Below are 15,442 nucleotides of genomic sequence, written 5' to 3'. Positions count from 1 at the left end.
ACCGTGACGCGCCCGTACCCCTTCTCCGTACAGAGGTCGAGCGCTGCCTGCAGCGTCGCACGGCGTGCTCTCTCACTGCGGCGCAGAGCCCGACGGGCCTCTCTTGTCGGCCCAGCGCCTGACGCATCGCATCAGCGCGGGGGTCAGCCCTGCCGGAGCAGCTCGTGCAACTGGTGCGCCAGAGCGATTAGTTCGGTGCCGCTCCGGGCTGTCTGCTGGAGATCGACCAGCACCTCGTCGGCTCCCGCCGTGTGCGCGGCGAGCAGATAGTCCGCCAGCTGCCGCACCGTTCCCCGCCCCGGAACCTGGTCGGTGTGCGCCTCTTCAGCCTGGACCAACGGGTTCACCCGAATGACCATGCGCAGCGCCTGGGGGTCGCGCCCATGGGTCTCGGCGCTCTGCCGGATCTGCGCGATGACGTAGGAGAGCTGCGGGACGGGCAGCCCCACCCCCAGCCAGCCGTCCGCCCGGCGGCCGATCCGCTCCACGGTGGCGGCGGAGAACCCGCCGAGGAGCAGGGGCGGCCGAGGCCGCTGGACGGGCACGGCGTCCAGGTGCGACCTGCTGACCCTCCAGAGCCGGCCCTCGTGCTCCAACGGACCGTCCGACCAGGCCCGTTCGAGTACGTCCAGGATCTCTTCCAGCCGCGCCCCGCGCCCTTGCCAGGGGACGCCTATGGCCTCGTACTCGTCCGAGGACCATCCCAGGCCGAGACCGGCGTCGAGGCGCCCGCCGCTCAGGATGTCCACGGTGGCGAGTGAACGGGCCAGGAGCACCGGGGAGTAGAAGGGCGCGTTCAGCGTGCTGGTGCCCAGGCGGACCCGCTGGGTCGCGTGGGCGAGGAAGGAGAGCAGGGCGACCGGGTCCAGGAACGTCCGGTACTCCGGCGGCACGGGGCCGCCCCCGGGGTAGGGGTCATGGGGTTCGTCGGGGACCAGTGCGCGGTCCCCAACCCAGAGGCTGTCGTATCCGATGTCTTCCGCCGCGATCGCGCACGAGGCGATGGTGGAGGGGTCCGCGAACACGCCGTACTGGGGTGCGCCCAGGCCGATCTTGAGCATGTGTACCGCCCTTTCGCTGTCAGGCTCGAAGGTCCCGGCGGGGCGGGCCGAGAGCCACCGCACCGCCACGACACTCGTACTACGACCGGGTCTGCGGGCCGGTTCACACGGGATGCGGAGCGGGTACGCGAACGGGGCGCGGCCGTCAGCTGAAGGCCGCCCGGACCGACGGGCCGCGGAACAGCCACTCGTGCAGGAGGGGCCCGTCGCCGGGGCGCCCCTCCTCCCCGCACCGGCCGCCCCAGTCCGCCAGGAGCCGGCCCACGGCCCGATGCGCCAGGGGTTCGAGTACCCGCCCGTGTACCGCGGTCACCTGCCGGAGCAGTTCGGCCGGCCGTGGCGGCGCGGTCCGCCCCGGCGGTTCGTCGGCCGGCTCCCCCGTCGCGGCCTCCTGGTCGGCCGACGACCGGGCCACGGCCACGAGCCCCAGACCGGCCACCGCCCTGCGGGTGGGCGGCGCCTCGTGCATGGCCCACACCTGGGCGAAGACTTCTCCAGCCTCGGCGAGCAGCCCCCGGTGCGCGGCCAGCAGCGCACGCAGGTTGCCCACGGCGGCCGTCAGGTCGGCCGAGGTCAGCCCGTCGGCCAGGGACGCGGCCTCGGCGAGCCGGGGCTCGGCCGCGTCGGGGCGTCCTTCGCCGAGGTCCAGGTAGGCCAGCCGGACGAGGGCGAAGCCCAGCCGTCCGCGCGCACCGATGGTCCGGAAGACCTCCGCGGCCTCGCCCCACTGCTCACGCGCTCGCTCCGGCCGCCCGCCGCTCTCCTCCGCGTCCCCGCAGAAGACCAGGCAGGTGGCGCGGGAGAAGGCGTCGTGCGCCTGGGTCGCCGCCTCCACACCGGTCCGCCCGTGGTCCCGGGCGCCAGGCGCGTCGCCCGTGCCGAGGCACCACTGGGACCAGGCCGCCTGGAGGTTCGCCCGGTCCCAGTGGTGCTCGGTGCCCACGATGCCCGCCTCGGCGGCGGAGAACAGCTCCTCCACCTGGCCGTCGGCGTTGAGCAGGGCGAGCAGCGCGTCGTAGCAGGGGCCCAGAACGGCGAGATCGGGGTGGCCGGCGCTCTGCCAGTACCCCTGGTTCCGTATGCCGTACCCGCGGGCGTCGGCGTGGCGTCCGACGATGTGGCTCAGCCAGGAGAGCCAGGCGATCGTGTAGTAGAAGGCCCACTCCTCGGCCCACGTCGGCGCCTCCGTGCGGGCGGGCGCATCGGCGTCGTACGCGGCCAGGGCCCGGGCGAGGCGCTGGATGCCTTCCTCCTCGCGCCCGCTGATGAACCAGAAGTATCCGAGGCGGGCCTCGATCAGGAGCACGTCGGCGGACCGGGACCGTGCTGCCAGCAGGGCGGAGGCGGCGCGAAGGTTGGTGGCCTCCTCCGCCGTGCGCGCGGCCCAGGCCCCCTGGTCGTCGGAAGAGAGCCCCGAGACCGCCGCTTCGGCGAACGACATCGCCCACGCAGTGAACGCCTCCTCCGCCTCGGTACCCCGGCCGTCGTCCTCGTACAGCCGCTCCCGCGCGTACTCCCGGACCGTCTCCAGCATCTGGACCCGGGTGCCGCCCTCTTCCCGGACGGGGAACAGCAGGGATTTCTCGACCAGTTGGGTCATCACATGGACGAGTTCCGTGCCGTCCGCGCCGGGGAGCAGAGCGGCTTCCTCCGCGCCCCGCAGCGAGCAGCCGCCGACGTACAGGGAGAGCCGGGCCAGCAGGGACTGCTCCTGCGCGTCGAGGAGGGCGTAGCTCCAGTCGAGGACGGCACGCAGTGTCCGATGCCTCGCCGGGGCGGTCCGGTCCCCTTTGCTCAGCAGGGCGAACCGGTCGTCGAGCCGCAGGGTGATCTCGTGCGGCGAGAGCATTCTGACGTGCGGCACCGCCAGCTCGACGGCCAGGGGCAGCCCCTCCAGTCTGCGGACGAGGGCGAGGACGTCCTGACTCGTCCGCTCGTCCGTGGCGAACGCCGGATCGACCATCAGGGCACGGACGCTGAAGAGTTCGGCGGAATCCTCGGCCGACATCGGCGCGAGGGTGTGGAGGACCTCGCCGTACAGCGCGAGGGGCTCCCTGCTCGTGGCCACGACGGTGAGCCGGGGGCATCGCTGGAGCACCGCGCCGACCAGGGGCGCTATCGCGTCGAGGACGTGCTCGCAGTTGTCGAGGGCCAGCACGACGTGCCGTTCCGCCAGGAAGGCGGTGAGGCGGTGCACGGGGTCGTGGGGCAGCTGGCCGGGCGGCACGCTCGCGTCGGAGAGACCGAGGGCGGCGGTGACGCTCGCCTGTGCGCCCTGTGCGTCGGCCGCGGCAAGGTCCACCCACCACACGGCATCGCGTCCCGGGGCCAGCAGGCCGCAGACTTCCAGCGTGAGACGGGTCTTGCCGACGCCGCCGGGACCCACGACCGTGACGAGCCGCCGGGCCTCGATCCGCTGCCGCAGCGCCGCGAGGTCGTCCCGTCGGCCGATGAACGGGCCCAGGGGGCGCAGGAGGTTCCCTCCGCGTGCCGCCGCGGCGGCGGGGGCCGGGGCGGTGGCCGGTGAGACCGAGGTCGTCCCCCGTAGCGACGGGTCGTGGCGGAGGATCGAGGAGTGCAGGGAGCGCAGTTCCGGGGACGGGTCGGCCCCGAGCTCGACGTCGAGGATCTTGCGGCCCTCCTCGTAGGCAGCGAGGGCTTCCGTGTGCCGCCCGGAGCGGTACAGCGCGAGCATGTACCGGCGGCGTACCCCCTCGCGCAGCGGCTCCTCGCGCACGGCGGCGGCGAGTTCCGGTACGAGCTCCGCCGCCCGGCCCAGTGCCAGGCCGGCGTCGGCCGCCTCCTCGACGGCGGCCGCCCTGAGGCCTTCCAGGCGGGTGCGCTCGGCATCGAAGGGCCGGCCGAAGAGGTCGTCGAGCGCACGTCCGCGCCAGCGGGACAGCCCGGCCCGGAGCCGCTGTTCGGCGGCGTCGTACCGCTGCGCGCGCAGATGGTCCCGGCCCTCGCGCAAGGCGTCCTCGAACAGGACGGTGTCGAGTTCGTCAGCGTCGGCCAGTACCAGCCGGTATCCGCCGTGGCCGCTCACGAAGCGGTCGGGCTCCCCGGCTGCCGCGAAGGCGGACCGCAACTTGGTCACCTGCACCTGAAGGGCGTTGACCGGGTCCTTGGTCTCCCTCTCCCACCACAGCTCGTCGATGATGACGTCCCGCTGCACGACCGCGCCGCGGCCGAGAAGCAGCCGGGCGACGATCGCACGGGGAAGGGCACCGGGAGGACGCACGGCAACACCCGTGCCGGTCAGCACGTCCAGGCGGCCCAGCAGTCCGAAACGCATGCGCCATTGTCACCCACGGCCGGAGGCGGCCCGAACAGGCGTGTGGCGGGGCGGGGTACGGGGGAGAGCCCGGTTGCCACCGCTGCCGGGCGGCGTACGGAAAAGGGCCGCGTCGCACGGGCGACGGGCCGTCACCCGTCGTCGGTGGCGTCCGTACAGCGGTGAGCGCGGCGATGCCGGACAGGTCCGGCAGGTGCAGGTCGAGGAGAATGCGGTCGGCCCGGCTTGAGGCCAGTTCGGTGCGGGCTTCGGCCTGGCTGGTGCGGGTGGTCAGCTCGAAGGACAGCCCCGTGTCGTGGAGGAGTTCCTCGACGAGCAGAGCATCTCCCAGGTCGTCCTCGATGAGGAGAATGCGGTAGCGGGGCGAGCCGGAGGGCGTGTCAGGAGCGTGTTCCCCAGCGGTGGTCATCGCGCCTGAAGCAGAAGGATTTCTCGCTGGCCGCGGCCGGATCCAGAGGTCTGGCCTATCCGAAGGTGAAGACGTACGCCTGCAGCCCCTCGCCCAGGCGCAGTTCGAGGCGTGCGGTGCGCGGGGCCTTGTCATCCCTCCCAGCAACCCGATCAAGGCCAACGTGAGCATGCCGGTCACCTTCCGTCGGGAGTGCGGCTGACCCGCGCCTCCTCCAACAGCTATTCGTCACGGGCAGGCATACGGATTGGCTGAAGCGACGCAAATGAAGTTATTCAGCTCGCTTTCGTGAGCCCAAGAGGCTCTTTGCCTGGCAGATGAGATCACTCGCATGTGTGGCGGGCGCCCCTGCCGCGGCGTGGTCTGTCCCCGGTTAAGGTCGAAGCAGGTCAGCCTGGAGGGCGACAAGCCGACGGTGAAGATCGAGGCCCAGGGGCTGGTCCCCGGCCAGCCGCACGCGCAGCACATCCACGGTTCCACCGACGGCCATGACTTCCGCTGCCCGGACAGGAGCGCGGACAAGGACGGGGACGGCATCGTCACGACCGCCGAGGGGCTGCCGACGTACGGGGACATCAACATCTCCCTGACCACCACCAGGGTCGTCACGTCATCGCGCTCTGGGCTCCTCCAGGGAGCCGAGACGTACCTGCGGAGCATCGCCATCCGCAGAGGTGTCGCCCCGGAGACGGCGGCCAGGGTCCGTACGGCGATCCAGGGGTGGGACGAGCGTCCTCGTGATCGAGCTGTTCGCCTGAGCAGCCCCCGGCTTCGGTGAGGCCGCTGAGATCGGGGGGGGGCCGATCTCCTGGGCCATGGCGAGGAGGCCCTCGTAGGCGAAGTCGGCGGCCTGTTCGGGCGGTCGGTCTGGAGCGCCTCGCACATGCCCTCGGTTTCGCCGGGGTGGGTCTGGGGGCCGTCCGCCGCACGCCACGGCCTCCGTCCCACCGGCTCACCCAACACGAGGCCAGTCCCGTACCGGCTCACCCAACACGAGGCCAGTCCCGTACCGCCTCAAGGAACGAGGGATACGGGGCCGGCCTGTCTGAGGAGTTGCCCGCTCAACGCTGCCCGCGCCGGGCTCGCACCGGCAGGCGCAGCGCTGTCCTTACCCGCCACCAGATCCGCTGGATCGTCGGCGTGGAGGTCGAGTAGCTGATCGAGTGGCCACGCTCTGAGCTGGTCAGAGGGTCCAGAGACCGTCCCTCGCGGGGGTAGCGTTCCTCGGGAGCCGGGGCCATGTCTCCTCCTACGGAGCGTTGGTGCCGCAGTTCTTCCGGAGCTCGTTGTCGGCCCGGGTGGTCGGGCTGGAGCCGACGCCGGTGGCGAACCCCTTCATGACAAGGTAGTAGGTGTAGGTGCCGCCGCCGTCGTTGCAGTCGACCGACCAGCCGTAGTCGATAAACGACTTCGTGGTGGACTTCGTGCCGTGCCAGACGTCGTAGCCGCGCGGGCCGCTCCAGGAGCTGCGCCACATCTGGGTCTCGATGCGCTGGGACCCGTACGAGCCGCTGCAGACTTGCGAGGTCTCCCAGGTGAACCAGGCGTTGGCGCCGCTACCGCGGAAGGACACGTCCGAGATGTAGATGGAGCACTTCGCGGCCGCGGCGGCCACCTTGTCGTTGTCCGGCTTGGCCTCGCCGGCGCGGTAAGTGAAGGAGTAGGACTCTCCAGACTTGGTCTTGCCCCACTCGGTGACAGAGGTGCCCTCGACGGCAGGCCGCGCGTCCCTGTCGATCTCGACGTACCGAGTTGCGGACTCGCCCGAGGATCCGTCCTGTGCTGACGCGGACGATGTGCCGAGGCTGAAGGCTGCTGCCACCGTGCAGATGACAGCGGTTATGGGCATGGTTGATCGTGAAGCTCGCATACGGTTTCCCCTCGTCGTGCGCCCGAACTCCCGGGCGCACAGCCATCTTTGAGCGTCATCGACAATTCCGTAGGGGCCTGTTAAGAGTCCACCGGATTTCGCCCAGCCCACCAGATGCCCTCACCCGACCGGGCCTGTCTGGAGATCGAGCACATCTTCTACGCCGACGACGACGTGCTGCGGCACACGGTCATAGTCGGCTTCAGTGGCACCCCGTACATCACCCGGTAGGTACCTACCCCCGATGAGCTCGCGCGCCGCAAACAGCCGGGCCCCGATGAAGCCCAGGAAGTACAACGGCTCACCCAGCGAAGGATCTTCCGCGAGCAGCAGGAAGAGATGCGCCCGCTGTTGCGTGACCTGCTCCGCAACGCCTACGAGCAGGGGGGCTCGAGCGACTGGCGTGATCTGCTACGCGGCCCCGAGGAGCCGGAACTCGATCTGGCGGGCAACGAGGACCTCCTGGAAGCGGCAACGCCGGAGACGTACCTAGCCGTCAACCGCTATGACGTACCCGCGGTGCGCGCCTCGGGCCCAAGGGCCCGCGAAACAGGGTGTTGCGGATCACCCCTGCGTCGGCGGGGAGGACCCCGGGCCGGGCCCGTACTCGCCTCGTACGACCGGAACACCCCCGCGGACACGGCGCCAAGCCGGTCCCGGAGCAACCCGCCAGCTCGCTGCCGCCACGGGCCGACAGTCAGGGGTGCACTCCGTGCCGACCAAGATCCGGGCCATACGCGGACCAGCCGCCTACGGCTTGGCCGCGTAGTGGCCGTTTCCGCTGCTCAGGGGCCATGGGAGGCGTGCACTACCAGCAGACGAAGAACCTTCTGGTGTCGTACTCGCCGAAGGAGCTGGGCTTCTTCTAGGCACCGCAAAAGGGCGCCTGACCGGGATTCCCTGGCAGGCGCCCTTCGTTGCGCGCACTCCGCAGGGTCGACGCAGGAGGCGAGCCAGAGCGAGACCTGGACACCGAGGAGGCCCACACCCAGGTCACCGACCTGGTCAGCGGGCGCGGCCAGTTTCTGTCGATGTGAGGAGTCGGCAGGATCCGATGGGTGCGATCCCCAATTGGAGGATCAATACGGACAGTTAGAACTTTGAGCCCCTATGGCCCAGATGGCCATCTGAGGCCATATAGAACGCATAAGTATGAACATGCTAAGTTCCTCCTCGATCAAGAAACCGCACGGTCTCCCGGCGCGCCTCGCGCCTGACCGTGATGATGGGGAGTACATAAGTGAAGACCTCTTGGCGTACGGGGACCGTCGCCATCGCGACAGCTGGCGCAATGCTGCTGTCCACGCCGTACCTGGCCACTGCGGACGATCGCGGCAACGCGACTGACAGTGCGACCGAGCAAGCCGTCTCGGACCTGCTCGACACCGCTCAGGCCCTCGCGGAGCACCCCATAACCGAGGCGGAGACCCCCGAAGCCGCCCTGACTGCCGCGAAGATGCAGGAGCGCCGGGTAGAGGTTCTCCAGATGCGCACCGAGACCGACACGGTCCACGCCAACGCGGACGGAACGCTCACGCGCACCTCCGCGGCCGGCCCTGTGCGCATGATCAAGGACGGTCGCTGGGTCGATGTCGATCTCGATCTGAAGCGCGCTGCCGGCGGTGAGGTGACTGCCGCCGCGCACCCCGAGGGCCTGCGGATGGCCGGAGCGGGCGGCAGCACGGCACGGTCGCTGAAGGCCGCTGCGGCCGCACCTGAGGGTGCTGCCCGCGACCTGGTCACCCTCGGGAGGGGCGACCAGAAGATCGCGTTGCAGTGGAAGGGCGGACTGCCCGCCCCGCGGCTGGCCGACAATGTGGCCACATACCCCGACGCCGTACCGGGAGGCGACCTTGTTGTCGAGGCCACCCGGACGGGCTTCGAGCAGTACCTGAAGCTGCGCAAGCAGCCGAAGGACGGGGCTCCTCTGGTGATGCCGCTCGTCCTCCCGGACGGCATGGAGGCTGAGCCGGGCGCCGGCGGAGGCGTCGACTTCCGGAGTGCATCCGGGGAGATCGTCGCGACGATGCCGGCTCCCACGATGTGGGACAGCCAGGTCGACGCTCGCTCGCTGGAGCACACCAACCGCAAAAAGGTCGCCATGACGGTGACTCAGAGCGGCAACACCGCCGAGCTCTCCCTGCGGCCCGACACCGGGTGGCTCACTGACGAGAACACTCAGTACCCGGTCACGATCGACCCCTCCACCGATGCCCTCGACGTCCTCTTCGACACCTTCGTGCAGGGCGGCGACACCACCGACCAGTCGGTGAACACCGACCTGAAGGTCGGCTGGCCCGGGGACTACGAGGGAAGCACCAAGCGCATCGCGCGCTCCTTCCTCACCTTCCGGACCTCGAACTTCGCCGACGCGCTCGTATCGAAGGCCTCGCTGAAGATGTGGAACTACCACTCCTGGTCGTGCGAGAAGCGCGACTGGGAGGTATGGGCCTCGGGAGCCGCTGACAAGAACACCCGCTGGACCAAGCAGCCGACACGCACCGACAAGATCGCCACGACTTCGGACACGAAGTCGGCGGCGTGCAAGACCGAGGGCTGGGCCACCGCCGACGTCACTTCGCTCGCGCGGACCTGGTCCTCCGCCAAGGCCGAGACGGGGAGCATCGCCCTCAAGGCCACCAACGAGGACGACGTCTACGGTTGGAAGCGCTTCTACTCCGCCGACGTCGCCGACCAGACCAAGATCCCCACTCTGGAGGTGACCTACAACTACCGCCCCTACAACGGCACCAACCTGCAGGCAGGCGCCCCCTTCATCTCCACCGGCGGGATCTTCAAGGTCAACTCCACGACCCCGACGCTGAGGTTCTCCACCGAGGACACCAACGGCGACGACAGCATCGTGGGCACGTACGAGATCACCGACACCGCGACCGGGAAGGTCGTGACCACGCTCAACGCCGACCCGGCGGCCGCGAACAGCACCTCGCAGGTCAAGGTCCCCGCAGGCAAGCTGACCAACGGCAAGACCTACAGCTTCCGCACCACCGCCTTCGACGGGGAGCACTACGCGAACGGCTGGTCCGCCCCGGTCCGTTTCACCGTCGACACCGCCTGGAAGCCGACGGCGGCCGAGAACACCCTCGGTCTTGCCAACACCTACTCCGACGCCGCGGACGTCACCGCGGCGACCTCCTCGGACTCCACCTACGCCTCCATCGCGGTGACCGAGGACAACATCGTCTCCATCCCCTGGGACGGTAAGAACAAGTCCATCAACATCAAGAACGACATCATGCCCAACCAGCTCTCCATCCCGGAGGCCGGTTCCCAGGGCACGCAGGTCGGCGGCAACGTCGTCTACAACACCTCCGGCCCCGTGGACACCGTGGTCCAGCCCACCACGGACGGCGGCTCGCGCACCCTGAACATCCTGAAGAACAGCGCGGCGCCCAAGGCCTACGAAACCAGCTTCCAGATCCCCGCCGGCATGACCGTGGTGACGCACGACGACGGTTCCGTCTCCCTCTACTCGCCGGGCGACACCAACCCCGACGTGGCACCGGCCAAGGAAGCCGCAGCCTTCTTCGACGCCCCCTGGGCGAAGGATGCCAACGGCCGCTCCATCCCCACCAGCTACAAGGTCGTCGGCAACAAGATCGTCCAGAGCGTGGACTTCAACGCCTCCAGCGCCTTCCCCATCGTCATCGACCCCGGCTTCTGGTCGACCACCTGGAAGATCACCAAGTGCGCGGCGACCGTGGCAAGCGTCGTCTTCGCCCTGACCCCCGCCGGCTCCTCCACGAAGGTCTGGACGGCAGTCCGCCTGGTGAAGCGCATCGGCGTGAAGAAGACCGCCAACCTCATCCGCACCTACGCCAAGCGCCGGAAGATGACCTCGGCACACCGCAAGGCCGTCGCGGCCCTGCTCGGGATCACCGCGGTCAAGAACGCCTGCAAGTTCTAGGAGCTCTCCATGCTGATCGCCCTCGCGGCACTGCTCGCGCAGTTCGCGGTGATCCTCACCCACCGCCGGGTCAACAAGGTCCGCACCCGCCCCGAACCTCCCGTGCTGTACACCGGGCTCTGCCTGCTCGGGATCGCGGTCGGCTGGCTCAGCATCGGCCGCCCGGAGATCACCTGGTCCTCAAGCGTCCTCGTACTCCTCAGCGGACTACTCATCACAGCTGAAGCAGCCGACGCCACGGCGAAGCTCGGCGCCCCCCGCTGGGCGGCAAACGCCGTATGCATCCTGTGCGGCGCAGCCTCCACCACGTGGCTGCTCCCAGGACCACTGCCCTACCTCTGACCACTCCCCCGGCCCGCCGCACCAACCGTGCGGCGGGCCGGTTTCGCCTCAGCCGGGCGGACACGAACGGCGTGTGATTCGTCTGTCCTTACGAACTCACAGCCACGGCCTCACTGCCTCACACCGAGTCGAACCGAGTGGTGACCATCAGCCACGGGGGACCTCCTGGGAGACAGAGGGGTCATAAGATTTCTTATGGTTCATGGGATGTCGATGGATGATGGGTGATGGATTCTGGGGTTGTTCCCACAGCCGCCCGACATCCGGCGGCATGCGGCTCGCCGCGTGACATCCCGTTTCCTACCGACAAGCAGGCACATCCATGTCGAAGATCCTTATGGTCATCTCTGCCGCCACCACTCTGCAGCTGGCTGACGGCTCCACCCACCCCACCGGCTACTGGGCCGAGGAGGTCGCTGCATCTCACCGCGTCCTCAAGGCCGCCGGCGTAGAGGTGGACGTCGCTACCCCGGGCGGTGCGAAGCCCAGCGTCGATGCGCTCAGCCTCAGCGAGCAGGGCGGTGTCTCCCCGGCGGACGCGGAGGAGTTCCAGACGTACCTCGCCGGCATCGCGGGTGAACTCGCCACGCCGCTGGCCCTGTCCGATGTCAGCGTCGGTGACTACGACGCGGTCTACATCCCGGGCGGGCATGCACCGATGGCCGATCTCGCTGAGGACGCCGACCTCGGCCGGCTGCTGAACGATGCCGACGAGCAGAGCAAGACCGTGGCCGCACTGTGCCACGGTGTCGCCGGTCTGCTGAGCGCGTCCAAGGCCGACGGCAGCTTCACGTTCGCCGGCCGGACCCTGACATCGTTCACGGATGAGGAGGAGTTCCAGGGCGGCCTCGGAGAGAACACTCCGTTCTTCGTCGAATCCCGGTTGCGGGACCGGGGAGCGGTCCCGCGCACGGGTGCGGCCTGGAGCAACACGGTCGTGATCGACGGCAACCTCATCACGGGCCAGAATCCGCAGTCGAGCACTGCCACGGCCCATGCCGTCCTCAAGGCCCTCGCCGCCTGAATCGAGGGCTGAGCCCTATCCGACGGCCGGGGACCACCGGCGCCAAGCCGGCGCCCCCGGCCGTCGGACCATCCCCTCAGTGCAGTGCAGTGCAGTGCAAGGGTTGCACCCCGGGTGCCCGGTGCACGTCGTCCACCTCGCCGGTGGTTCCCTGACCACGGTTCTGGACGTCGCCCCGAGCGGTCCCGACACCACCCAAGACGCCCATGGCATACACCGCAGGGGCAACCGGCTCTGTCCGGACGTTGACCGCTGACATGGAGAGCACACCCGAACCAGCCCGCGCTTCTCTCCGGGCAGGGGCGTCATCCCTAAACTGAGCTGCCACGCCGCACGTACCGGGTGACCGGCGCCCTGGGCCACGAAAGAAGGAAGAGCGCGTGCCGAGCCTGGACCTGCTGGCCACATTCCTGGAGATCTACCGGACAGGGTCCCTCTCCGCGGCCGCCCAGAGGCTGGGCGTGACACAGCCCGCTGTCACCGGGCAACTCGCCCGGCTTGAGGAGCAGATCGGGGAGTCGCTGTTCGTCCGCTCCCGCAAGGGGGTCACCCCCACGCCACGTGCTGCTGCCCTCGCCGGCCGCGTGAGCCTGCACCTGGACGGTCTCCGTGACGCCTTGGGCTCCACGGAAGCCGAGCCTGCCCTGCGCGGAACGGTACGGATCGGCGGCGCGGCCGAGATCATGACCCTACGGGTGCTGCCCGCGCTCGCCCCGCTCACCGGCCGCGGACTGTACCTCCACGCGACATTCGGCCTGGCCCATGATCTTCTCGTCGACTTGGCCGCAGACCGGCTCGACCTGGTCGTCTCCGCCATCCGGCCCACACACCATGCGCTCCTGGCCGTCCCACTCGCCGACGAGGAGTTCCTCCTCGTCGGCCCGCCGTCCATGGCCCGGACCGTGGACGCCGACCGGCTCCGAACCGCACCGGCCGACGCACTGGCCGCACTGCCGCTCGTCGCCTACGGGGAAGAGCTGCCCATCCTGCGTCGCTACTGGCGCAGCGAGTTCGGCCACCGTCCCACCAATCCCGTCGCCCTCGTTGCCCCTGACCTCCGCGCGGTCCTGGCGGCCGTCGAAGCGGGCGCGGGAATCTCTGCCTTGCCGCGCTACCTCGCTGAACCGGCGCTGGCTGCGGGCCGGGTCGTCCAGCTCCACTGCTCCGAGGCGCCTCCGCTCAACACCATCCATCTCGCGGTTCGGCGCGGCGCGCCGGCCAACCCGGCGCTCACCGTTGTGCGTGAGCGGCTCACTGACGCGGCAGCCGGATGGGGAGAACTCTGAGAAAGGGGGCACCGCCTTGCCGGCCGGCTGACGGCACCTGCACGGCCGAAAAGGCTCGGGGCTTCTCCGGAACGAGTACTGTCCCCGCCGACGAGCAGGGCGGGGACAGTACTCAGGGCCGATGGCGAAAGACCCTAGGTCGGTGCGGTAATCAGATGATGCTCACACCGTAGGCGCCGAGCGCCTCGGTGACGGGCTGGTAGAACGTGGTGCCGCCGGAGGAGCAGTTGCCGCTGCCGCCGGAGGTGAGGCCGAGTGCGGTGCTCCCGGAGAAGAGCGCGCCGCCGCTGTCGCCCGGCTCGGCGCAGACGTTGGTCTGGATCAGGCCGGAGACGATGCCGTCGGCACCGTAATTGACGGTGGCGTTGAGGCCGGTGACCGAGCCGCCGTGCAGGCCCGTGGTGCTGCCGCTGCGCTGGACGGACTGGCCGACCGAGGGGTCCGCGGCGGTGGTGATCTCCTGGTAGCCGCCGTTGTAGAGGTAGACACGACCGTCGGCCGCGCCGGGGTCGGAGTGCCGGATGATGCCGTAGTCGTTGCCGGGGAAGCTGGATCCGGTGGTGGTGCCGATGGACCACGAGCTGCCGATGTTGGTGCAGTGGCCGGCGGTCAGGGCGTACTTGGTGCCCGCGCCGTCCTGCACGTTGAAGCCCAGGGAGCACCGGGCTCCGCCCGTGGTGATGGCCTCGCCACCCGCGATGAGCTTGGAGAACTTACCGGGAGTGTGCTTGACCACGAGGGCGTCGGCGTTCGCGCCGGCCTCGTTCTCGATCTTGGCGATCTCGGCCTGGCTGACCGTGCTGTCGACGGTGACGACGACCTTGCCCGATGCGGTGTCGACATACCAGGCGGTGCCGCCGATGTCGGCGGTGCGCACGGAGTCGACCGTCCGGTTGAGCTCGGTGGCGCTGAACGTCTTGGGGGCCGGCTGGGCGGATGCGTTGGCGGCGGGGACGGCGAGCGCCGCGGCGGCGGCGAGGCCGGTTGCCCCGGCGATGAGTCGTGCTCGTCTCGAAATGCTGTGGGGGTGAGAGAGTCGCACTTTAAGTCCTCCAGATCGTGGGGGGAACTCGGGGCGTTGGGTGGACGCCAATGGCGCGTTGCCAGGAACACGATCAAGTCGACGTGTCCCTGACAACGTTGTTCCATGCTGGACAGACCGGTACACCCACACAAGCCCCCCAGGACAAGACCGGCCGACATGCAGTTGCCCGGCGAGATCCAGACACCATCAAATGGGTGCATTGGTGTCCACGAGAGGGAGGGGGATGGCGGAAAACGAGCGTTGGCCACCCAAGCCGACCCCCGAAGGGCTCCGGCGTGTGACTCGTCGCGCTTCCGTCGGTTTGGTACCTTTCACTGGACACGAAAATCGATCGGATGTTCGTTTTTAGAATCTCCGACACGTCCGTTGTCGGCACTGAGCGCTCACGTCCTCCGACGTGCGGCGTGCCTCTCCATCGGACCGGGTGAAGCTCATGGCAGGAACCGACCACGAGAAGGCGCTGGACACCGCGCTCGCACAGATCGAGCGGAAGTTCGGCAAGGGCGCGGTGATGCGCCTCGGCGAGCGGCCGAACGAGCCCATCGAGGTCATCCCCACCGGGTCGACCGCGCTGGACGTGGCGCTCGGCGTGGGGGGTCTGCCGCGCGGCCGTGTGGTGGAGGTGTACGGGCCGGAGTCCTCCGGTAAGACGACGCTGACGCTGCACGCCGTGGCGAACGCGCAGAAGGCCGGCGGCTCGGTGGCGTTCATCGACGCCGAGCACGCGCTGGACCCGGAGTACGCCAAGAAGCTCGGCGTCGACACGGACAACCTCATCCTGTCCCAGCCGGACAACGGTGAGCAGGCGCTGGAGATCGTCGACATCCTGATCCGCTCCGGCGCGATCGACCTGATCGTGATCGACTCCGTCGCGGCGCTGGTGCCCCGCGCCGAGATCGAGGGCGAGATGGGCGCCTCCCACATGGGGTTGCAGGCCCGGCTGATGAGTCAGGCGCTCCGTAAGATCACCAGCGCGCTCAGCCAGACCAGGACGACCGCCATCTTCATCAACCAGCTCCGCGAGAAGATCGGCGTGATGTTCGGCTCCCCGGAGACCACGACCGGTGGCCGGGCGCTGAAGTTCTACGCCTCGGTACGCCTGGACATCCGGCGCATCGAGACACTCAAGGACGGCACCGACGCAGTCGGTAACCGCACCCGTGTCAAGGTCGTCAAGAACAA

Annotated in this window: 9 protein-coding genes and 3 pseudogenes; 6 read left to right on the top strand and 6 right to left on the bottom strand. The window is 69.4% G+C overall.

Annotation, left to right across the window (positions count from 1 at the left end):
- The 4 genes and pseudogenes from IE264_RS38350 to IE264_RS38345 form a co-directional block, all read right to left on the bottom strand.
- Positions 1-86, bottom strand: a pseudogene (locus tag IE264_RS38350) (TetR family transcriptional regulator); the annotation flags it as partial.
- Between the two features lie 57 nt (positions 87-143).
- Positions 144-1,061 carry a TIGR03619 family F420-dependent LLM class oxidoreductase gene (locus IE264_RS37630; protein WP_032760971.1) on the bottom strand — a complete coding sequence of 306 codons (918 nt, stop codon included), beginning with the start codon at positions 1,059-1,061 and terminating at the stop codon, positions 144-146.
- Positions 1,062-1,206: 145 nt separating this feature from the next.
- Entirely contained in the window at positions 1,207-4,356 is a 3,150-nt protein-coding gene (locus IE264_RS37625; protein ID WP_032760973.1) for an ATP-binding protein, read from the bottom strand.
- Positions 4,357-4,504: 148 nt separating this feature from the next.
- Positions 4,505-4,765, bottom strand: a pseudogene (locus IE264_RS38345) (response regulator); the annotation flags it as partial.
- A gap of 388 nt (positions 4,766-5,153) precedes the next feature.
- Between IE264_RS38345 and IE264_RS37620 the strand changes: the two are divergent.
- Positions 5,154-5,447: pseudogene (locus tag IE264_RS37620) on the top strand (hypothetical protein); the annotation flags it as partial.
- 567 nt (positions 5,448-6,014) lie between these two features.
- Here IE264_RS37620 and IE264_RS37615 read toward each other — a convergent pair.
- Positions 6,015-6,614: a hypothetical protein gene (locus IE264_RS37615; protein WP_032760975.1), complete on the bottom strand. Its 600-nt coding sequence runs from the start codon at positions 6,612-6,614 to the stop codon at positions 6,015-6,017.
- A gap of 1,261 nt (positions 6,615-7,875) precedes the next feature.
- On the opposite strand from IE264_RS37615, the gene IE264_RS37610 reads away from it, so the two are divergent.
- The 4 genes from IE264_RS37610 to IE264_RS37595 all read left to right on the top strand — a co-directional run bounded on the left by IE264_RS37610 (position 7,876) and on the right by IE264_RS37595 (position 13,215).
- Positions 7,876-10,563 (top strand): DNRLRE domain-containing protein, encoded by a 2,688-nt coding sequence (locus tag IE264_RS37610; protein WP_229887988.1) that lies wholly within the window; start codon positions 7,876-7,878, stop codon positions 10,561-10,563.
- Between the two features lie 9 nt (positions 10,564-10,572).
- Positions 10,573-10,905 (top strand): hypothetical protein, encoded by a 333-nt coding sequence (locus tag IE264_RS37605; protein WP_015613119.1) that lies wholly within the window; start codon positions 10,573-10,575, stop codon positions 10,903-10,905.
- 322 nt (positions 10,906-11,227) lie between these two features.
- The gene (locus tag IE264_RS37600; RefSeq protein ID WP_032760978.1) at positions 11,228-11,929 is read left to right on the top strand and encodes a type 1 glutamine amidotransferase domain-containing protein; all 702 of its coding nucleotides are present in this window, start codon (positions 11,228-11,230) and stop codon (positions 11,927-11,929) included.
- A gap of 380 nt (positions 11,930-12,309) precedes the next feature.
- Complete coding sequence (locus tag IE264_RS37595) at positions 12,310-13,215, top strand: LysR family transcriptional regulator (protein ID WP_032760980.1); 906 nt, start codon at positions 12,310-12,312, stop codon at positions 13,213-13,215.
- Positions 13,216-13,366: 151 nt separating this feature from the next.
- Here the strand turns inward: IE264_RS37595 and IE264_RS37590 are convergent, their stop codons facing one another.
- Positions 13,367-14,257, bottom strand: a complete 891-nt coding sequence (locus IE264_RS37590) for a S1 family peptidase (protein ID WP_032760983.1) — start codon at positions 14,255-14,257, stop codon at positions 13,367-13,369.
- 436 nt (positions 14,258-14,693) lie between these two features.
- Between IE264_RS37590 and recA the strand changes: the two genes are divergently transcribed.
- Positions 14,694-15,442, top strand: a 749-nt coding sequence (gene recA, locus IE264_RS37585; RefSeq protein WP_190167932.1) for a recombinase RecA, incomplete at its 3' end; no start/stop codon positions are given.

It is taken from the genome of Streptomyces microflavus (genome assembly GCF_014650075.1).
Taxonomy (GTDB): Bacteria; Actinomycetota; Actinomycetes; order Streptomycetales; family Streptomycetaceae; genus Streptomyces; species Streptomyces microflavus.
Note: the sequence above shows the minus strand (reverse complement) of the source record. Positions and strands in the feature narration are given on the sequence as shown.